Raw genomic sequence first — 19,208 nt, forward strand, 5'->3', positions numbered from 1 at the left:
ATCCAATGTAGGAGCAGCCGGTCGACGCTCGATTGCTCGCGATGGACTCAAGGGCGGCGCGTTTATTCAGAAAACACGCGTTATCGTTAACGTCCATCGCGAGCAAGCTCGCTCCTACAAGAACCAAAAAAAAGCCCCGCCTGCATCAGCAGGCGGGGCTTTTTAACAGCCGTTGGAATCAGGCGAGGGGTTTAGGCTCGTGCTCTTTTTCCAGGGCTTCAGGGTTGTGCTCTACCACTTCTTCGACGGAACGCAGGTTCTCGTCAAAGGTCGGGGCAGATTCAACGACTGCTTGCTCAGGTGCGCTGTCAGCGACTGGAGCAGGTGCAGCTTGCTCAACCACTTCAGCCACAACCGGCTCGGCAGCAACGACTGCTTCAACCGGAGCTGCGGCAGCGGCCAGTTCGGCTTCTCTCTGCAGACGCTCCTCCTCACGCTTGCGACGACGCACTTCACGTGGATCGTTCGGCGCGCGACCGCTGGCGGTCAGGGCGCTTGCAGGTGCGGCTTCAACTACTGGCTCGACTACCTCGGCAACCACTGGCGCTTCAACCGGTGCAGCAACCACTGGCTCGGCGACCACCACTTCAGCGATCGGGGCTGGAGCTTCGACAACGACCGATTCAGCGATCCGGTCGAATGCAGTTGGAGCATCGTAGGTCGGTTCAAAGGCTTTTTCAGCAACCGGAGCTTCGAAAACCGGAGCTTCGAACGCAGGTTCCGCGGCGACAACTGGCTGTTCAGCGACTTCGGCTTGCTCGGCAACATAGGCTTCACGAATCGACGCCACTTCAACGGCTGGAGCGGCAGGCGCTTCAATCGCGGTAGTGGCTTCGACCACTGGTGCTTCAACCGAAGCAGTTTCCAGAGTAGCGGCAGTGGCGCGTTCCGCTTGCTGATTGGCCTGGGCTTCAGCAGGAGCGCTGATCACAGAGCTGGCAACAGCCGCGGTGACGGCCAGGCCGGCAGCCAGATCGGCGCTGCTTGGTTCGCTGGTGCTGGCTTCGCCGGCTTCGGACTCTTCCGAGCCTTCGATCACATTGCCGTTGGCATCACGTTGACGCTCACGACGGTTACTGCGACGACGCTGGCCACGGGAGCGGCGGCGTGGACGATCGCCTTCGGCGTTGTCCTGACCGTCATCCTGCAGTTGCTCTTCGTTTGGCAGCAATTCTTCTTCGCTGACGGCAGCAACAGCCTGCTCTACACGAGGTTGACGCTCTTCACGCGGTGGACGCGGTTGGCGCTCTTCGCGTGGAGCCCGGACCGGGCGCTCTTCAGCAACAACGGCTGGTGCGGCATCCAGAGGCTCGCGCAGCTCACGAACCGGACGCTCTTCACGACCTTCGCGTGGTTTGCGATCTTCACGTGGAGCGCGGGGGGCACGTTCTTCACGCGGAGCGCGCGGTGCGCGTTCTTCGCGAGGGGCTGCGGCTGCTACGACTTCTTCGCGGACTTCGCGCGGTGCACGTTCTTCACGAGGAACGCGTTCTTCACGAGGCGCACGCTCTTCTCGTGGGGCACGTTCTTCGCGTGGCTTGCGCTCTTCGTCGCGGCGACCGTTACGGTTGCGGCTCTGTTGACGACCGGTGCGGCGCTCTTCGTTGCGCGGCTGGCGTTCGGTGACTGGTTTTTCAACCACCACCGGCGCCGCAGGTTCTTCCTTGGTCGCGAACAGGCTGACCAGCGACTTCACCAGGCCTTTGAACAGGCTTGGCTCGGGAACGTGGGCGGGAGCCGCGACAGGTGCTGCAACTTCAACCGGAACCGGTGCATTGGCGCGTGCCGGAGCGGTTTTTACTGCGGCTTCCTGACGAACCAGGGTGCGGGTCGCGGCGGCCGGCTGGACTTCTTCCACTTCAGCAGCGGCAGCAGCGATTTCGTAGCTGGACTGATTGATGCTGGCTTCCGGGCTGTCATCGCGCAGACGCTGAACTTCGAAGTGCGGCGTTTCGAGGTGATCGTTCGGCAGAATGACGATGCGCGCGCGGGTGCGCAGTTCGATCTTGGTGATCGAGTTACGTTTTTCGTTGAGCAGGAACGCAGCCACCGGGATCGGCACTTGTGCGCGAACTTCGGCGGTGCGGTCTTTCAGGGCTTCTTCTTCGATCAGGCGCAGGATCGCCAACGACAGCGATTCAACATCACGGATGATGCCGGTGCCGTTGCAGCGCGGGCAGACGATGCCGCTGCTTTCGCCCAGGGATGGACGCAGGCGCTGACGGGACATTTCCAGCAGGCCGAAGCGCGAGATGCGACCGACTTGTACCCGGGCGCGGTCGGCTTCCAGGCATTCGCGGACTTTCTCTTCCACGGCGCGCTGGTTCTTGGCCGGGGTCATGTCGATGAAGTCGATGACGATCAGGCCGCCGATGTCACGCAGGCGCAACTGACGGGCGATTTCTTCGGCGGCTTCAAGGTTGGTCTGCAGGGCGGTTTCTTCGATGTCGCTGCCTTTGGTGGCGCGCGCCGAGTTGATGTCAATGGACACCAGGGCTTCGGTTGGATCGATGACGATGGAGCCGCCGGAAGGCAGTTCGACGACGCGCTGGAAGGCGGTTTCGATCTGGCTTTCGATCTGGAAGCGGTTGAACAGCGGAACGCTGTCTTCGTACAGCTTGATCTTGCTGGCGTACTGCGGCATCACCTGGCGAATGAAGGTCAGGGCTTCGTCCTGGGCTTCGACGCTGTCGATCAGCACTTCGCCGATGTCCTGGCGCAGGTAGTCGCGGATCGCGCGGATGATCACGTTGCTTTCCTGATAGATCAGGAATGGCGCGGAACGATCCAGCGAGGCTTCTTTGATGGCGGTCCAGAGTTGCAGCAGGTAATCGAGGTCCCACTGCATTTCTTCGCTGCTGCGGCCAAGGCCGGCAGTGCGCACGATCAGACCCATGTCGGCTGGAGCAACCAGGCCGTTCAGGGCTTCGCGCAATTCGTTGCGCTCTTCACCTTCAATGCGACGGGAGATACCGCCGGCACGCGGGTTGTTCGGCATCAGTACCAGGTAACGACCGGCCAGGCTGATGAAGGTGGTCAGGGCTGCGCCCTTGTTGCCACGTTCTTCTTTTTCGACCTGAACGATGACTTCCTGGCCTTCGCTCAGGACGTCCTTGATGTTGACGCGGCCTTCCGGGGCTTTCTTGAAGTATTCGCGGGAGATTTCTTTGAGGGGCAGGAAGCCGTGGCGCTCGGAGCCGAAATCGACAAAGGCAGCCTCAAGGCTTGGTTCGATGCGAGTAATCCGGCCTTTATAGATGTTGGCCTTCTTCTGCTCGCGTGCACCGGATTCGATATCCAGGTCGTAGAGGCGCTGGCCGTCTACCAGTGCAACACGCAACTCTTCGGGTTGGGTTGCGTTAATCAGCATTCTTTTCATGTAGTACCGTCGGTTTCCGGGCTGCCGGAAACGGCGTTCGGCACACACGACTTCTCACGGTCGGTGTCAGGTGCGTCAGGAGTGGTTGGCCACTCCAGTGTCTAGCGAGTTCGACCAAAGGGGGCGAAGTCGCGACTTACGCGTCCTGCTTGCTGTGGCTACTTAAGCACTCAGTCAGGAGGAGGAATCAGCCATCGACTGTGGACGAGATGAAGCGTCTAAATATAAGCCTAGTGCTACACAGTCCGACGGTTGTGCATCTCCACCCTACACGTATCCCTGATAATTCGGGTGCTGCCGCGCGCAGAATCCGCAGCGGGTTGGCATTTACCGTGAGCTCCGAAAGGGGAGGTCACGCATCATGGCTAATTTAGGCGTTGTTTCCGAAGCCTTCGCTCAGGCTCATTCGAGATCGACTGCACTTTGTGAACTGGCCGTGAATATCGGCGTAAAAGGCGAGTAATCACTCTGCTTCTTGCGCTCGCTTCAGGCCTCATGTCACCTGCGCTTGTTACAATCGCGAACTTTCCATAATTGTAGCGAAAGCCCCGTAGGACGGCCTCGCGTCCTGATGAATTGCGTTGGTCAGGGCCGGTCGATGACCGTTGGTCCGCTGTCCAGCCGCTTTTGGCGGCGTTCGCGACTATAGCAGCAATCATTAAGTGCTTCAAATCCATAAAAAATTGTTATCATTCGCGGCATGACGACTACTGCCCCCCCGACCCCCAGCGTCCAGCTGCTTGAGGTCTCGCCGGAATATGCCGGCCAACGCATCGACAACTTCCTTCTTGCTCGGCTCAAAGGCGTGCCCAAGACCTTGATTTACCGCATTTTGCGCAAAGGCGAAGTGCGGGTGAACAAGGGGCGGATCAAGCCCGAATACAAGCTGCAGGCGGGTGATATTGTCCGTGTTCCACCTGTACGAGTGCCTGAGCGCGATGAGCCGGTGCCTTTGGCTCAGGGTTTGTTGCAGCGCCTTGAAGCGTCGATTGTCTTTGAGGACAAGGCGCTGATCGTGATCAACAAGCCGGCCGGGATTGCCGTGCACGGTGGCAGCGGCCTGAACTACGGGGTGATTGAAGCCTTCCGTCAGTTGCGGCCCGATGCCAAGGAGCTGGAACTGGTCCATCGCCTGGATCGGGACACTTCCGGGCTGCTGATGATCGCCAAGAAACGCAGCATGTTGCGTCACCTGCACACTGCCTTGCGTGGCGATGGCGTCGATAAGCGCTACATGGCGCTGGTTCGCGGCAACTGGGCGGCGTCGATCAAGCAGGTTCGTGCGCCGCTGCTCAAGAGCAATCTGCGCTCCGGCGAGCGCATGGTCGAGGTCAATGAAGAAGGCAAGGAGGCGCTGACGGTCTTCAAGGTGCTGCGCCGCTTCGGTGATTTCGCCACGATGATCGAGGCCAAGCCGGTTACCGGCCGGACCCACCAGATTCGCGTGCACACCTTGCATGCCGGGCACTCCATCGCTGGGGATACCAAGTATGGCGATGAAGATTTCAGCAAAGAGATTCGCGATTTGGGTGGCAAACGCCTGTTCCTTCACGCCTACATGCTGACCGTGCCGTTGCCGGATGGCGGTGAATTGAAGCTGCAGGCACCGGTGGACGATATGTGGGCCAAGACCGTGGAGCGCCTGAGTGCACCCCTCTGATTACAAGCTGCTGATTTTCGATTGGGACGGCACCCTGGCCGACTCCATCGGTCGGATTGTCGAGGCGATGCACGTCGCGGCGCTACGATCGAATTTGCCCCAGCGAGATGATTTTGCTGTCAAGGGCATCATCGGCCTGGGGTTGCCGGAAGCAATACGTACCCTGTATCCAGAAATCAGCGATGCCGAGTTGGTGGTGTTCCGCCAGCGCTATGCTGATCACTATGTTGCCCTGGAGGCCGAGCCTTCGCCGCTGTTCGCCGGTGTGGTGGAGTCGCTGGAAGCTTTTCGTGCCGAGGGGTATCACCTGGCCGTGGCCACCGGCAAGGCCCGTCGCGGGCTGGATCGAGTGCTCAAATCCCACGGTTGGGAAGGCTATTTCGATATCACTCGCGCCGCTGACGAGACCGCCAGCAAGCCGCACCCACTGATGCTGGAGCAGATTCTCGCCCATTGCGAAGTCCGTCCCGAGCAGGCGTTGATGGTCGGTGATTCGTCGTTCGATCTGTTGATGGCGCGCAATGCCGGGATGGATTCGGTGGCGGTCAGCTATGGTGCTCAATCGATGGAGGCCTTGCGCGCATTCGAGCCGCGGCTGGCCATCGATCATTTTTCCGAATTGCACGCCTGGCTGAATAAGCCGGCCAATCAGGATTTGCTGGGGTAGATGGCATGGCCGATGAGTGGAAAGCGCCGAGTAAAGCCAGCGCTGACGGTGCTGACGATAAAAGCTGGAAGCTGCTGGAAAAGACCCTGCTGGCTGGGGTTCAGGAGCAGCGACGGTCGCGGCGCTGGGGGATTTTCTTCAAGCTGCTGACGTTCGTTTACCTGTTTGTCGCGTTGTTGCTGTTCACCCCGCTGATGGATATCGAAAAGAGCGCGACGCGTGGTCCGGGCTATACGGCATTGATCGAAGTGACCGGGGTGATTGCCGACAAGGAGCCGGCCAGCGCCGACAACATCGTCGGCAGCTTGCGAGCGGCTTTCGAAGATAAAAAGGTCAAGGGCGTGGTGCTGCGGATCAACAGTCCGGGCGGCAGTCCGGTGCAATCGGGCTATGTCTATGACGAGATCCGTCGTTTGCGCGGCCTGCATCCGGACACCAAGGTCTATGCGGTGATTTCGGATCTGGGGGCTTCCGGTGCGTATTACATCGCCAGTGCCGCGGATCAGATTTACGCGGACAAGGCGAGTCTGGTTGGCTCCATCGGTGTGACGGCGGCCGGTTACGGGTTTGTCGGCACCATGGAAAAGCTCGGAGTCGAGCGTCGGACCTATAACTCGGGCGAGCACAAATCGTTCCTCGATCCGTTCCAGCCGCAAAAGCCTGAAGAAACCCAGTTCTGGCAGAGCGTGCTGGATACCACTCATAAACAGTTCATTGCCAGCGTCAAGCAAGGCCGTGGCGAGCGGCTCAAGGACAAAGAGCATCCGGAGCTGTTCTCGGGCCTGGTATGGTCCGGTGAGCAGGCCCTGCAACTGGGGCTGGTCGATGGCCTGGGCAGTGCCAGCTCGGTGGCGCGGGATGTGATCGGCGAGAAAGAGCTGGTGGACTTCACCATTGAGGAGTCGCCGTTCGATCGCTTCTCGAAAAAGCTCGGGGCCAGCATTGCCCAGCAAATGGCAATGTGGATGGGCTTTCAAGGGCCGGCATTGCGCTGAGGTCTGCAAGGCGAAGCAAGTCTAGTGTGGGAGCGAGCTTGCTCGCGATAGCGGTAGGACAGTCAGCGTCAATGTTGAATGTCGGTCCGCAATCGCGAGCAAGCTCGCTCCCACATTGCTTTTTGGCGCTCAGGGGATCTGCACGCCCTCAGCCAACAGCATATCCACCAGGCGAATCAGCGGCAGGCCGACCAGGCTGGTGGCGTCAGGGCCTTCAGTGCTTTGAAACAGGCTCACCCCCAAGCCTTCGGCCTTGAAGCTGCCAGCGCAGTCGTAGGGCTGTTCAGCGCGCAAGTAGCGTTCGATGCGAGCTGGCTCGAGCGCGCGCATGTGCACGGTGAAAGGGATGCAGTCGACCTGGCAGTGGCCGCTCTGGCTGTTGAGCAGTGCCAGGCCGGTCAGGAAGGTCACACTGGCGCCGCTGGCCGCCAGCAGCTGCTCGCGGGCCTTCTCGAAGGTATGGGGTTTGCCGATGATCCGGCCGTCGAGCACGGCAACCTGGTCGGAACCGATGATCAGGTGCGCCGGGTGACTGACAGCCAGGGCCTGGGCTTTCTCTTTGGCCAGGCGCTTGACCAGGTCGATGGCCTGCTCGCCAGGGCGGTGGCTTTCGTCGATATCCGGTGAGCTGCAGGTGAACGCAAGCTGCAAGCGGGCCAGCAATTCACGGCGATAAACCGAGCTTGAAGCGAGTAATAAAGGCAGCATGCAGCTCTCCTGAGGTTGACTGTAAATTCTAGCGAGGCTTGCAAGTGACGGACAAGACTGAATTTCCTTTGACATGGCTGGGGGCATCCCTATAATGCTGCGCCTATGTTGAATGACCCGATTCCACCTCACGTTGACCCGCGCAAATTGGCTGATCGTGGCACCACCCTTCAAGGTGAAATGCTGCTGGCCGATTTGGAGAGACTCTGCGACCCGCTTTCCGACACTGTCGGTACGGTGCAGGCTAAATTCGTTTTTGAGCGAGATGAACGTAAATCTGTGGTAATCCACAGTTTTATCGACACCGAGGTCAAAATGGTTTGCCAGCGTTGTCTTGAGCTGGTCACCCTGCCGATCCACAGCGAATGCAGTTATGCTGTGGTGAAAGAGGGTGCGAATACCCAGTCGTTGCCGAAAGGTTATGACGTGCTGGAACTGGGCGAAGATCCTTTGGATCTGCAGTCACTGATCGAGGAGGAGCTTTTGCTCGCCTTGCCCATTGTGCCTGCTCATCATCCGGAAGAATGCCAGCAGCCGGCGGGTCTCGATGAGCCCGAACCGAGCGAGGACGAGGTAACGCGGTCCAACCCGTTCAGTGTATTGGCGCAGTTAAAGCGTGACCCAAACGTTTAGGAGTTAATCAATTATGGCTGTTCAGCAGAACAAAAAATCCCGCTCTGCCCGTGACATGCGTCGTTCGCACGATGCTCTCTCGGCTAGCACCCTGTCTGTAGAAAAAACCACCGGTGAAGTTCACCTGCGTCACCACGTATCGCCAGAAGGCGTATACCGTGGCCGTAAAGTGATCGAACAGGGCGCTGACGAGTAATCCTTGTCCGCTCAAGTCATCGCGATTGACGCAATGGGCGGGGACTTCGGTCCCCGCAGCATTGTTCAGGCCAGTCTTGCTTGCCTGTCTGCTACGCCCTCGCTGCACCTGGCCCTTGTCGGTCAACCCTCCCTTCTAGAAGAATTGATTGCCAGTCAGCCGGCTGTGGATCGTGCGCGCTTGAATATCGTGCCGGCCACCGAAGTCATTGGCATGGACGAAAAGCCCTCGCAGGCGTTGCGTGGCAAGCCCGACTCGTCGATGCGTGTGGCCTTGGGGTTGCTGCGCGATGGCACGGCCCAGGCGTGCGTCAGTGCCGGCAATACCGGAGCGTTGATGGCGTTGTCGCGCTATTTGCTCAAGACCTTGCCGGGTATTGATCGGCCGGCGATGGTAGCGGCTATTCCGACCCAGCGTGGCTTCTGTCAATTACTCGACCTGGGGGCAAACGTCGATTGCAGTGCCGAACACCTCCTGCAGTTTGCCGTCATGGGTTCGGTGGCGGCCGAGGCGCTGGGTGTTGTTCGCCCGCGCGTGGCCTTGCTGAATATCGGCACCGAAGACATCAAGGGTAATCAGCAGGTCAAGCTTGCAGCCACGCTGCTGCAGAATGCCCGCGGCCTGAACTACATCGGCTTTGTCGAGGGCGACGGGCTGTACCGGGGCGAGGCTGACGTCGTGGTGTGCGATGGATTCGTCGGTAACATCCTGCTCAAGTCCAGCGAAGGTCTGGCGACCATGATTACCGCGCGGATCGAGGCACTGTTCAGGCAAAGCCTGGCGTCGCGAATGGTCGGCGCCCTGGCGTTGCCGTTGATGCGCCGCTTGCGCGCCGAGCTGGCGCCGGCACGGCATAACGGTGCGAGTTTTCTCGGCTTGCAGGGTATTGTCGTGAAAAGCCATGGCTCGGCCGGGGTGCAGGGTTTTCAGAGTGCCATCCAGCGAGCTCTGATCGAGATCCAGGAAAACCTGCCGGAGCGCTTGCACGGTCGTCTCGAAGACCTGTTGCTTTAGGCGTTTTCGTTCGACAATGCTTAAATGTGACCGCTCACTCCAATCAGCCATCCAACTGTCAGTTTCTTGTGTCCCTATATAGGGACGTCAACTCTCCGACGACAAGATCATTAGGGGCTTGTTACATGTCTGCATCCCTCGCATTCGTCTTTCCAGGGCAGGGCTCGCAGTCCCTCGGCATGTTGGCCGAGTTGGGCGCGCAATACCCATTGATCCTTGAAACATTCAAAGAAGCTTCCGATGCTCTGGGTTATGACCTGTGGGCGCTGACCCAGCAGGGGCCGGAAGAGCAACTCAATCAAACCGACAAGACCCAGCCGGCCATTCTGACCGCATCGATCGCCTTGTGGCGTCTGTGGCTGGCTGAGGGCGGTGCACGCCCAGCCTATGTCGCGGGCCACAGTCTTGGCGAATACAGCGCCCTGGTCGCTGCGGGCAGCCTGAGCCTGGGCGACGCGGTGAAGCTGGTGGAGCGTCGCGGTCAGTTGATGCAAGAAGCCGTTCCGGCCGGGCAGGGCGGCATGGCCGCTATCCTGGGTCTGGATGATGCCGATGTGCTGGCAGCCTGTGCCGAAGCGGCGCAAGACGAAGTGGTCAGTGCGGTCAACTTCAACTCGCCAGGCCAGGTGGTGATCGCCGGTGCCAAGGCGGCTGTCGAGCGCGCCATCGAAGGTTGCAAGGCGCGTGGCGCCAAGCGTGCCATGCCGTTGCCGGTCAGCGTGCCATCCCATTGCGAATTGATGCGTCCGGCTGCCGAACGTTTCGCCGAGTCGGTCGCTGCGATCGACTGGCAGGCGCCGCAGATCCCGGTGGTGCAAAATGTCAGCGCCAGCGTTGCGACCGATCTCGAGACCCTCACCCGTGATCTGCTCGAGCAGCTTTACAAGCCTGTGCGTTGGGTCGAGTCCGTGCAATGCCTGGCAGCCAATGGCGCCACTGCGCTGATCGAGTGCGGCCCTGGCAAAGTCCTTGCGGGCCTGAACAAACGCTGCGCCGAAGGCGTGTCGACCGCTAACCTCAATACCCCAGAAGCTTTCGCTGCCGCTCGTGCAGCGCTGGCTTGAATTAGGAGAAGCCTGCATGAGTATGCAAGGTAAAGTTGCATTGGTTACCGGTGCCAGTCGTGGCATTGGCCAGGCCATCGCCCTTGAATTGGGTCGTCTGGGTGCCGTGGTCATCGGCACCGCGACCTCCGCCTCGGGCGCCGAGGCTATCGCTGCGACCCTGAAAGAAAACGGTATTCAAGGGACCGGTCTGGAGCTCGATGTCACCAGCGACGAATCCGTTGCGGCGGTATTGGCGAGCATTCAGGCACAGTTCGGTGCGCCGGCGATCCTGGTCAATAATGCCGGTATCACCCGCGATAATCTGGTGATGCGCATGAAAGACGACGAATGGCATGATGTCGTCGATACCAATTTGAACAGTCTGTTCCGCCTGTCGAAAGGTGTTCTGCGCGGCATGACCAAGGCTCGCTGGGGGCGAATTATCAGTATTGGCTCGGTAGTGGGTGCCATGGGCAACGCAGGCCAAGTAAACTACGCAGCCGCCAAGGCAGGACTGGAAGGTTTCAGTCGTGCCCTGGCTCGCGAAGTCGGTTCGCGGTCGATTACGGTAAACTCGGTGGCTCCTGGGTTCATCGATACCGATATGACCCGCGAATTACCTGAGGCGCAGCGGGAAGGGTTGGTGGCATCAATTCCGCTGGGCCGTCTGGGGCAAGCTCAAGAGATCGCGCAAGTGGTCGCTTTTTTGGCTTCGGACGGTGCGGCTTACGTTACTGGGGCTACAATCCCGGTGAACGGCGGGATGTACATGAGTTAAATGTGACGGACTGATTCAAAAAAATGTCATACGAGCTGTCTAAAATCCGTTATAAAGCTGCAATCTATTTATAGGCAAAGGGTCGATCGGGTTCGAGGAGTGAAGCTTTCAGTTGAAAAACTGAAAAGCCTTTCTATACACTTACCCACTGGCCAGCTGCCTGAATTTGTCCATTAGGAGTGAAAACAAGGTATGAGCACCATCGAAGAGCGCGTCAAGAAAATCGTTGCTGAGCAACTGGGCGTTAAAGAAGAAGAAGTGACCAACAGCGCTTCCTTCGTAGAAGACCTGGGTGCCGACTCCCTTGACACCGTTGAGCTGGTGATGGCTCTGGAAGAGGAATTCGAGACCGAAATCCCTGACGAAGAAGCTGAGAAGATCACTACTGTACAAGCGGCAATCGACTACGTTACCAGCCACCAGGCGTAACAGTTTGTAATCGTTGCTTGCTGTCATGGAAAAACCGCACTGCCATCATGGCGTGCGGTTTTTTCTTTAGGCCTGATGCAAAGTCGTCATTAGAAAAAGGAGAGTGCTGTGTCGCGTAGACGCGTCGTAGTCACCGGTATGGGTATGTTGTCGCCACTGGGTACGGATGTACCGAGCAGTTGGCAGGGCATTCTGGCTGGCCGCAGTGGCATTGGTCTGATCGAACACACCGACCTTTCTGCCTATTCCACCCGCTTTGGCGGCTCGGTGAAGGGCTTCAATGTCGAGGAATATCTGTCGGTCAAGGAAGCTCGCAAGCTCGACCTGTTCATTCAGTACGGTCTGGCCGCAGGTTTTCAGGCGGTTCGCAACTCAGGTCTGGAAGTCACTGATGCCAACCGTGAGCGCATCGGCGTGGCCATGGGTTCGGGTATTGGCGGACTGACCAATATCGAAGAAACCAGCCGCACGCTGCATGATTCCGGCCCACGACGGATTTCGCCGTTCTTCGTGCCAGGCTCGATAATCAATATGATTTCCGGCTTCCTGTCTATCCATCTGGGTACCCAGGGGCCTAACTACGCCATTGCTACTGCCTGCACCACCGGTACGCACTGCATCGGCATGGCCGCCCGCAACATTGTCTACGGCGAAGCCGATGTGATGATCGCCGGCGGTGCCGAAATGGCTGCCTGTGGCCTAGGTATGGGCGGCTTTGGTGCCGCTCGAGCGCTATCGACGCGCAATGACGAGCCAGCCCGTGCCAGCCGTCCATGGGACAAGGGCCGTGACGGCTTCGTCCTGTCCGACGGCGCCGGAGCCCTGGTGCTCGAAGAGCTGGAGCACGCCAAGGCACGCGGTGCGACGATTTATGCCGAGCTGATCGGTTTTGGCATGAGTGGCGACGCTTACCACATGACCTCGCCGCCAGCCGATGGCGCAGGCGCTGCCCGTTGCATCACCAACGCGATGCGTGATGCGCAGTTGAACCCCGAGGACGTGCAGTACATCAACGCCCACGGCACCTCGACTTCGGCCGGTGACCTGGCGGAAGTCCAGGCGATCAAGTCGGTGTTTGGCGAGCACGCCTACAAGCTGGCAGTCAGTTCGACCAAGTCCATGACCGGTCACCTGCTGGGTGCGGCTGGCGCGATCGAGGCGATCTTCAGTGTGCTGGCGATCAACAGCCAGGTGGCTCCGCCGACCATCAACCTGGATGAGCCGGACGAAGGCTGTGACCTCGACTTCGTACCTCATGAAGCGCGCAACATGGCCATCGATGTGGTGCTGTCCAACTCGTTCGGTTTTGGTGGCACCAACGGCTCGCTGGTGTTCCGCCGGTTCCCCGAGTGATGCACAGCTGGGTCGACGGTCAACCGGCTGACGTTCTGTCGCTAAAGGACCGGGGCCTGGCCTATGGCGACGGTCTGTTCGAGACCCTCTTGGTCAAGGGCGGGCAACCGTTGCTGCTGGAGCGGCACTTGCAGCGCCTGGCTGAAGGATGTTCGCGGCTGGCGATTGCCGCGGATCAGTCCCTGGTCCGCAGCGAGCTGTTGGCCTATGCCGCTGCCATGGGGGAGGGGGTGCTCAAGCTGATCCTCACCCGTGGCGACGGCCTGCGTGGTTATGCCGCCGATCCTGCCGCTCAGGCGCGCCGGATTCTGCAAGGCAATCCGCCCGCCACTTACCCAGCTGCCCACGGGCAGCAAGGTATTCGTCTGTTTCCCTGTACCACGCGCCTGAGCGAGCAGCCCTTGCTCGCCGGCCTCAAGCATCTGAACCGTCTGGAGCAGGTCATCGCCCGCTCCGAATGGCGGGATGCCGAGCATGCCGAAGGCTTGATGCTGGACGTTTCCGGGCGAGTGATCGAGGGGGTTTTCAGCAATCTGTTTCTGCTACGCGATGGCGTGTTGCGCACCCCTGACTTGAGTCGCTGCGGCGTCGCCGGGGTGATGCGCGCTGAGTTATTGTTTCAAGCCGCGTCGCTGAGCATTCCCACGGAAATTGCCGACATCGGTCTGGATCAACTGCAACAGGCCGACGAAGTGTTCGTCTGCAACAGCGTGTATGGCGTCTGGCCGGTATGCGGCTATTCAGCACTGAGCTGGCCGGTTGGGCCGCTCACCCGTAAACTGCAAGGCATTGCCCGCGCGCTATTGGATGCTTGATTCGTGAGACGTAAATTCTTGCTGCTGCTGGAAACCGGACTGGTTCTGGCGGGGCTGCTGCTGGGCGCTTCGGCCTGGAAAGTGAACTCGGCTCTGGATCAGCCGCTCAACCTGAAGCAAGAGGAATTGCTTGAAGTGCCTGCCGGTGCGACGCCGAGCGGGACTTTCAATCGGCTGGAGGCTGACGGGGTCTTGAAGGACTCTTTCTGGTTGCGGGTGTATTGGCGCTTCAATCTGGCCGGTCAACCCTTGCACAGTGGTGAATACCGCATGTCGCCGGGCATGACTGCCCAGGCTCTGATCGGTGTTTGGCAGCGCGGCGAAGTGGTGCAGTACAGCGTGACCCTGGTCGAAGGCTGGAATTTCCGTCAGGTGCGGGCTGCCTTGGCCAAGCAGGAAAAACTTGAACAGACCCTGAACGGCTTGAGCGACAGCGAAGTGATGGACAAGCTCGGTCATGCCGGCGTATTCCCGGAAGGACGGTTCTTTCCAGACACCTATCGTTTCGTTCGCGGCATGACCGACGCCGAGCTGCTGGGGAAAGCCTACGCCCGTCTGGACGATGTCCTCGCCAAAGAATGGAGCAAGCGTGCCGCCGACGTACCCTACACTCAGCCCTACCAGGCGCTGATCATGGCCTCGCTGGTGGAAAAGGAAACCGGCGTACCGCAAGAGCGCGGGCAGATTGCCGGGGTCTTTGTGCGGCGCATGCAGATCGGCATGTTGCTGCAAACCGATCCGACAGTGATCTACGGTCTGGGCGAGCGTTACAACGGCAAACTGACCCGTGCCCATCTGCGCGAAGAGAATCCCTACAACACCTACATGATCGCTGGATTGCCACCGACACCGATTGCCATGGTGGGGCGTGAGGCGATCCATGCGGCGCTGAATCCGGTGCCGGGCAGCAGTTTGTATTTTGTCGCTCGCGGTGATGGCAGCCACGTATTCTCCGATGACCTGGACGCGCACAATAATGCGGTGCGTGAGTTCCAGCTCAAGCGTCGCGCGGATTATCGATCCAGCCCGGCGCCGACAACCGCTCCGGCGGCACCCGAGACTTCGAGCCCGACCTCTGAAGTGCCGGCTGAGAGCCGCCCAGAGTCGACTCCCGAAACGTACCCGGAGCCGACTCCAGAGCCGACTCCCGAAACGGGTCTGGAGCCGACTCCCGAGCTGACTCCCGAAACGAGTCCGGAGCCGACCTCGGAGCCGGTTCCCCAAGCAACTCCGGAACTACCGGCCACGGATCCAGCGCCAGACGCGACCGAGCCGCCAAGCCCGCAATGAATCTGACTAAGGACTGCCTGTGACTGGCCTGTTTATTACCCTGGAAGGACCGGAAGGCGCCGGCAAAAGTACTAATCGCGAGTACCTGGCCGAGCGCTTGCGCGCCGAAGGTATCGAGGTATTGCTGACCCGTGAGCCGGGCGGGACCCCGTTGGCCGAGCGAATTCGTGAAGTACTGCTGACCCCCGGCGAAGAAGTCATGTGTGCCGACACCGAACTGTTGCTGGTGTTCGCCGCGCGGGCCCAGCATCTGGCCGAGGTGATTCGCCCGGCGCTGGCCAAGGGCATGGTGGTCCTGTGCGATCGCTTTACCGATTCCACCTATGCCTACCAGGGCGGTGGTCGAGGGTTGTCGCTGGAGCGCATCGCCGCCCTGGAGACCTTCGTCCAGGGTGATTTGCGTCCGCACCTGACCCTGGTGTTCGATCTGCCGGTCGAGGTCGGCCTGGCTCGCGCCAGTGCGCGCGGTCGGCTGGACCGCTTCGAGCTGGAAGGGCGGCGTTTCTTCGATGCAGTCCGCAGTGCCTACCTGCAGCGTGCCGAGGCTGAGCCGGCGCGTTATCGTCTGGTGGACGCCGCGCAGCCGCTGGCGCAGGTCCAGCAGTCGCTGGATGCCTTGCTGCCGCAATTGCTGGAGCTGTACCGTGGCTGAGGCCTACCCTTGGCAGGACAGCCTCTGGCAGCAACTGGCCGGGCGTGCCCAGCATGCTCACGCTTATCTGCTGCATGGCCCTGTCGGGATCGGCAAGCGCGCGCTGGCCGAACGCCTGATGGCCCGTTTGCTCTGCCAGAAACCGCAAGGGCTGGACGCCTGCGGGCAATGCAAATCCTGCATGCTGCTCAAGGCCGGCAGCCATCCGGATAACTACGTGCTGGAGCCGGAAGAGGCGGACAAGGCGATCAAGGTCGACCAGGTCCGTGAGCTGGTCAGCTTCGTGGTGCAGACCGCGCAGATGGGTGGACGCAAAGTGGTGTTGATCGAGCCGGTCGAGTCGATGAACAACAACGCCGCCAACGCCTTGCTGAAAAGCCTCGAAGAACCCTCCGGCGATACCGTATTGCTGTTGGTCAGTCATCAGCCGAGCCGTCTGTTGCCGACGGTCAAAAGCCGTTGTGTGCAGCAGGCATGTCCGCTGCCGAGTGAAGCGATGAGCCTGGAGTGGCTGGCCAAGGCTTTGCCCGATTGCGCTGAAGAAGAACGCATGGAGTTGCTGACGCTGGCCGCCGGTTCGCCGCTGGCCGCGGTCACCTTGCAGGCTCAGGGTGTGCGTGAGCAACGGGCGCTGGTGGTCGACGGAGTGAAGAAACTGCTCAAGCAGCAGCAATCACCGACTCAATTGGCTGAGAGCTGGAATGCCATTCCGTTGCTGTTGCTGTTCGACTGGTTCTGTGACTGGTCGAGCCTGATCCTGCGTTACCAACTCACTCAGGACGAAACAGGCCTGGGTTTGACCGATATGCGCAAGGTCGTGCAGTACCTGGCGCAGAAGTCTTCTCAGGAAAAAGTCCTGGATATCCAGGACTGGATTCTTGCCCAGCGGCAGAAGGTGCTGAGCAAAGCCAACCTCAATCGTGTGCTGTTGCTCGAGGCGTTGCTGGTGCAGTGGGCAGGTTTACCTATCCGCCACTGATCGACCGAGCCTAGAATCAACTATTGAGCAGCGGAGGTCAGCATGAGTGAAATGGTCAATCCGGGTCCACGCAACGGCATCTTGTCCCTGACCATCAAGGACAAGTCGGTGCTGTATGCGGCGTACATGCCCTTCATCAAGAACGGCGGCCTGTTTATCCCGACCCACAAAAGCTATAAGTTGGGTGATGAGGTATTCATGCTGTTGAGCCTGATGGATGAGCCGGAAAAGATTCCGGTGGCCGGCAAGGTTTCCTGGATTACCCCCAGCGGTGCCCAGGGCAATCGGGTGGCCGGTGTCGGCGTGCAGTTCAATGACGGCGACAATAGCGCCCGCAGTAGTATCGAAGCCCATCTGGCCGGAGCCCTCAAGTCCGACCGTCCCACTCATACGATGTAGTTGCAGCCTTTATGCTTGTAGATTCCCATTGTCACCTTGATCGCCTCGACCTCGCCGAACATGCCGGCTCCCTCGATGCTGCCCTCGACGCGGCTCGCCAGCGTGGGGTCGGGCACTTTCTGTGTATCGGCGTGAGCGTCGAGAATGCGGCTGACGTCAAGGCGCTGGCCGAACGTTATGCCGATGTCGACTGCTCGGTCGGCGTCCATCCGCTCGACGTGCAGCCGGGCGCCGCCCCTGCGCTGGACTGGCTGTTGCAGGAACTCAACCATCCACGGGTCGTGGCCATTGGTGAAACCGGTCTGGACTACCACTACGAACCGGAGGCGGCCGAGTTGCAGCAGGAATCCTTTCGCCTGCATCTGCAAGCCGCGCAGCAGACGGGTAAGCCGGTTATCGTGCATACCCGTGGCGCGCGCGCCGATACCTTGAAGCTGTTGCGTGAAGCGGCGTTGCCCCAGGCTGGCGTGCTGCACTGCTTCACCGAAGACTGGGAGATGGCCAAGGCCGCACTGGATCTGGGTTTCTATATTTCCCTGTCGGGTATTGTCACTTTCCGCAATGCCGATGCCTTGCGGGATGTGGCCAGGCAAGTGCCGGCCGATCGTCTGCTGGTGGAAACCGACTCGCCGTACCTGGCGCCGATTCCCCATCGGGGCAAGCCGAACTTGCCGCAGTACGTACGCGATGTCGCGGAGTTTCTGGCGATGTTGCGGGGAGAATCGTACGAACGATTTGCCGAGCAGACAACCGAGAACTTCAAGCGGTTGTTTCCGTTGGCGCATGTCAGGGATTAAGTGCACATAAATCCCAGGCAAAAAAAACCCGGGTTCTGGGGGGTGAATCCGGGTTAAGACCATTAGGAGTAAAACAAAGATACGCCGTCCGTTGGTACCTTCATCGGCGCGCCACTTGGGGGAGATGCCGCGCCGACAGTTCAAGTATTGATCACTATTGCTACTAGTCCAGTCTGACCCCTCTGTTTTTTAAACAGATTTGGAATACGCGCGCTTCGGTTGGGTTCTCATTGCTGGGCAATGGCCGCAACGATTTGCAGAGTTTCGTCGATCACGCGCTTTTCTGTATAGAAATGCGGGGAAAAACGAATACCGGGGCCGCGTTGGATGCACACGACCTGTTGTTGCTTGAGGTGTTCGTAGACCTGCTGATTATCAATGCCATCGATACTGAACGAGAAAATCCCGCCACGCCGGGCGGGGTTCAGCGGGCTGTGCAGTTGCACACCGGGAATCGCGTTCAAGCCGTCCTGTAGCCATTGCACGCGTTCGGCAATGAGCGCGGCGACTTTTTCCATGCCGACTTCTTCGAGCAGCGACAGGCTGGCTTCCAGCGCCATGGCGCCGAGCATGTTCGGACTGCCACACTCGAAGCGCCGCGCGCTTTTGGCCGGCTCCCACTCAGTGCGATTGTAGTCGCCCATATGTTCGAGCATGTGCCAGCCAAATTCATGCAATTTCAGCTGCTCGCGCAGCTCAGCGCGGCAGTAGAACACCCCCAGGCCTTCAGGCCCCAGGAGCCATTTATGGCCATCAGCCATGGCGAAATCGCATTGATAAGCCCGGACATCGAAGGGCTGGGCGCCCAGTTGCTGGATCGCATCGATGCAGAACAGCACGTTCTGCTCCTTGCAGCCGGCACCCAGACGCTGCAGGTCCAGGCGCAGGCCGCTGGCGAACTGCACGGCACTGACTGACATCAGGCGGGTGCGCGGGCCGCAGGCGCTCAGCAGGGCACCTTCGGGGTCATCGCCCTTGAGGCTGACCTGGAGCACTTCCACGCCCTGTGGTGCCAACGCTTCCCAGACGATGCGGTTGGACGGAAATTCTTCGTCACTAATGACTATCTGATCGCCGCTTTGCCATTCCAGTCCGAATGCGACAAAAGACAATGCTTCCGAAGTATTTTTGACCAGTGCCACGTCATCCGTCGATGGAGCGTTAAGCAGGCGCATCAGGCGTTCGCGCAGGCGCTGCTCAAGGGCCATCCAGTCCGAATAGTCCCGCGCGCCCAGCAAAACGTTCTCCTGGGCGAAACGCGCGACCGCCTCACTGGCCCGATTTGGCCAGGGAGCGACGGCCGCATGATTCAAATAACGCAGGCCTGGAGCCTGTACAAATTCAGCAAGAAACGTAGACATGGTCGGATGATCCGTGCAATTTGGCGCAAGTTAGGCATAATACGCGGCTTCGATTTT

At 59.8% G+C, this 19,208-nt stretch carries 19 protein-coding genes; 16 read left to right on the top strand and 3 right to left on the bottom strand.

What is annotated here, in order from left to right:
- Positions 1–178: 178 nt before the first annotated feature.
- On the bottom strand, positions 179–3,379 hold the full coding sequence (rne, locus tag F8N85_RS26245) for a ribonuclease E (RefSeq protein ID WP_150806419.1): 3,201 nt from the start codon (positions 3,377–3,379) through the stop codon (positions 179–181).
- Between the two features lie 700 nt (positions 3,380–4,079).
- On the opposite strand from rne, the gene rluC reads away from it, so the two are divergent.
- From rluC to sppA, 3 genes are read left to right on the top strand one after another with little or no spacing between them, the layout of a single operon-like run.
- Positions 4,080–5,039: a 23S rRNA pseudouridine(955/2504/2580) synthase RluC gene (gene rluC, locus F8N85_RS26250; RefSeq protein WP_150806420.1), complete on the top strand. Its 960-nt coding sequence runs from the start codon at positions 4,080–4,082 to the stop codon at positions 5,037–5,039.
- A complete protein-coding gene (locus F8N85_RS26255; protein WP_150806421.1) occupies positions 5,026–5,706 on the top strand; it encodes an HAD-IA family hydrolase in 681 nt (226 codons plus the stop codon). Before rluC ends, F8N85_RS26255 begins: the two co-directional genes overlap by 14 nt.
- Before the next feature lie 5 nt (positions 5,707–5,711).
- On the top strand, positions 5,712–6,701 hold the full coding sequence (gene sppA, locus F8N85_RS26260; RefSeq protein ID WP_150806422.1) for a signal peptide peptidase SppA: 990 nt from the start codon (positions 5,712–5,714) through the stop codon (positions 6,699–6,701).
- A 129-nt stretch (positions 6,702–6,830) separates the two neighbouring features.
- Here sppA and F8N85_RS26265 read toward each other — a convergent pair whose 3' ends face one another.
- Complete coding sequence (locus F8N85_RS26265; protein WP_150806423.1) at positions 6,831–7,409, bottom strand: Maf family protein; 579 nt, start codon at positions 7,407–7,409, stop codon at positions 6,831–6,833.
- 105 nt (positions 7,410–7,514) lie between these two features.
- On the opposite strand from F8N85_RS26265, the gene F8N85_RS26270 reads away from it, so the two are divergent.
- The 13 genes from F8N85_RS26270 (at position 7,515) to F8N85_RS26330 (ending at position 17,790) form a co-directional block, all read left to right on the top strand.
- Positions 7,515–8,042 carry a YceD family protein gene (locus tag F8N85_RS26270; RefSeq protein WP_008152342.1) on the top strand — a complete coding sequence of 176 codons (528 nt, stop codon included), beginning with the start codon at positions 7,515–7,517 and terminating at the stop codon, positions 8,040–8,042.
- A 13-nt stretch (positions 8,043–8,055) separates the two neighbouring features.
- Complete coding sequence (rpmF, locus tag F8N85_RS26275) at positions 8,056–8,238, top strand: 50S ribosomal protein L32 (RefSeq protein WP_150806424.1); 183 nt, start codon at positions 8,056–8,058, stop codon at positions 8,236–8,238.
- Positions 8,239–8,241: 3 nt separating this feature from the next.
- Positions 8,242–9,252, top strand: coding sequence for a phosphate acyltransferase PlsX (plsX, locus tag F8N85_RS26280; RefSeq protein WP_150806425.1), 1,011 nt, complete (start codon positions 8,242–8,244; stop codon positions 9,250–9,252).
- A gap of 125 nt (positions 9,253–9,377) precedes the next feature.
- A complete protein-coding gene (gene fabD, locus F8N85_RS26285; protein WP_150806426.1) occupies positions 9,378–10,316 on the top strand; it encodes an ACP S-malonyltransferase in 939 nt (312 codons plus the stop codon).
- Between the two features lie 16 nt (positions 10,317–10,332).
- Positions 10,333–11,076, top strand: a complete 744-nt coding sequence (gene fabG / locus F8N85_RS26290) for a 3-oxoacyl-ACP reductase FabG (RefSeq protein ID WP_150806427.1) — start codon at positions 10,333–10,335, stop codon at positions 11,074–11,076.
- A gap of 192 nt (positions 11,077–11,268) precedes the next feature.
- Positions 11,269–11,505 carry an acyl carrier protein gene (acpP, locus tag F8N85_RS26295; protein ID WP_004371293.1) on the top strand — a complete coding sequence of 79 codons (237 nt, stop codon included), beginning with the start codon at positions 11,269–11,271 and terminating at the stop codon, positions 11,503–11,505.
- Between the two features lie 108 nt (positions 11,506–11,613).
- A complete protein-coding gene (fabF, locus tag F8N85_RS26300) occupies positions 11,614–12,858 on the top strand; it encodes a beta-ketoacyl-ACP synthase II (protein WP_150806428.1) in 1,245 nt (414 codons plus the stop codon).
- Positions 12,858–13,673: an aminodeoxychorismate lyase gene (pabC, locus tag F8N85_RS26305; RefSeq protein WP_150806429.1), complete on the top strand. Its 816-nt coding sequence runs from the start codon at positions 12,858–12,860 to the stop codon at positions 13,671–13,673. Before fabF ends, pabC begins: the two co-directional genes overlap by 1 nt.
- Positions 13,674–13,676: 3 nt before the next feature.
- Positions 13,677–14,963, top strand: a complete 1,287-nt coding sequence (gene mltG, locus F8N85_RS26310) for an endolytic transglycosylase MltG (RefSeq protein ID WP_150806430.1) — start codon at positions 13,677–13,679, stop codon at positions 14,961–14,963.
- 19 nt (positions 14,964–14,982) lie between these two features.
- Positions 14,983–15,615: a dTMP kinase gene (tmk, locus tag F8N85_RS26315; RefSeq protein WP_150806431.1), complete on the top strand. Its 633-nt coding sequence runs from the start codon at positions 14,983–14,985 to the stop codon at positions 15,613–15,615.
- On the top strand, positions 15,608–16,594 hold the full coding sequence (locus tag F8N85_RS26320; RefSeq protein ID WP_150806432.1) for a DNA polymerase III subunit delta': 987 nt from the start codon (positions 15,608–15,610) through the stop codon (positions 16,592–16,594). The genes tmk and F8N85_RS26320 overlap by 8 nt, the downstream gene beginning before the upstream one ends.
- 42 nt (positions 16,595–16,636) lie before the next feature.
- A complete protein-coding gene (locus tag F8N85_RS26325) occupies positions 16,637–16,993 on the top strand; it encodes a PilZ domain-containing protein (RefSeq protein WP_150806433.1) in 357 nt (118 codons plus the stop codon).
- An 11-nt stretch (positions 16,994–17,004) separates the two neighbouring features.
- Positions 17,005–17,790, top strand: a complete 786-nt coding sequence (locus F8N85_RS26330) for a TatD family hydrolase (protein ID WP_150806434.1) — start codon at positions 17,005–17,007, stop codon at positions 17,788–17,790.
- 227 nt (positions 17,791–18,017) lie between these two features.
- On the opposite strand, the gene F8N85_RS26335 is transcribed toward F8N85_RS26330, so the two are convergent.
- Positions 18,018–19,151, bottom strand: coding sequence for an aminotransferase class V-fold PLP-dependent enzyme (locus tag F8N85_RS26335; RefSeq protein ID WP_150806435.1), 1,134 nt, complete (start codon positions 19,149–19,151; stop codon positions 18,018–18,020).
- Positions 19,152–19,208 lie beyond the last annotated feature (57 nt).

Source organism: Pseudomonas fluorescens (assembly GCF_902497875.1).
Classification (GTDB): Bacteria; Pseudomonadota; Gammaproteobacteria; order Pseudomonadales; family Pseudomonadaceae; genus Aquipseudomonas; species Aquipseudomonas fluorescens_BR.

Coding starts and splice junctions, on each gene's coding strand:
- acpP (WP_004371293.1), top strand. CDS start 11,269: ATGAGCACCATCGAAGAGCGCGTCAAGAAAATCGTTGCTGAGCAACTG.
- fabD (WP_150806426.1), top strand. CDS start 9,378: ATGTCTGCATCCCTCGCATTCGTCTTTCCAGGGCAGGGCTCGCAGTCC.
- F8N85_RS26325 (WP_150806433.1), top strand. CDS start 16,637: ATGAGTGAAATGGTCAATCCGGGTCCACGCAACGGCATCTTGTCCCTG.
- F8N85_RS26265 (WP_150806423.1), bottom strand. CDS start 7,409: ATGCTGCCTTTATTACTCGCTTCAAGCTCGGTTTATCGCCGTGAATTG.
- rluC (WP_150806420.1), top strand. CDS start 4,080: ATGACGACTACTGCCCCCCCGACCCCCAGCGTCCAGCTGCTTGAGGTC.
- fabG (WP_150806427.1), top strand. CDS start 10,333: ATGAGTATGCAAGGTAAAGTTGCATTGGTTACCGGTGCCAGTCGTGGC.
- rne (WP_150806419.1), bottom strand. CDS start 3,379: ATGAAAAGAATGCTGATTAACGCAACCCAACCCGAAGAGTTGCGTGTT.
- rpmF (WP_150806424.1), top strand. CDS start 8,056: ATGGCTGTTCAGCAGAACAAAAAATCCCGCTCTGCCCGTGACATGCGT.
- sppA (WP_150806422.1), top strand. CDS start 5,712: ATGGCCGATGAGTGGAAAGCGCCGAGTAAAGCCAGCGCTGACGGTGCT.
- F8N85_RS26330 (WP_150806434.1), top strand. CDS start 17,005: ATGCTTGTAGATTCCCATTGTCACCTTGATCGCCTCGACCTCGCCGAA.
- F8N85_RS26270 (WP_008152342.1), top strand. CDS start 7,515: ATGTTGAATGACCCGATTCCACCTCACGTTGACCCGCGCAAATTGGCT.
- F8N85_RS26335 (WP_150806435.1), bottom strand. CDS start 19,151: ATGTCTACGTTTCTTGCTGAATTTGTACAGGCTCCAGGCCTGCGTTAT.
- pabC (WP_150806429.1), top strand. CDS start 12,858: ATGCACAGCTGGGTCGACGGTCAACCGGCTGACGTTCTGTCGCTAAAG.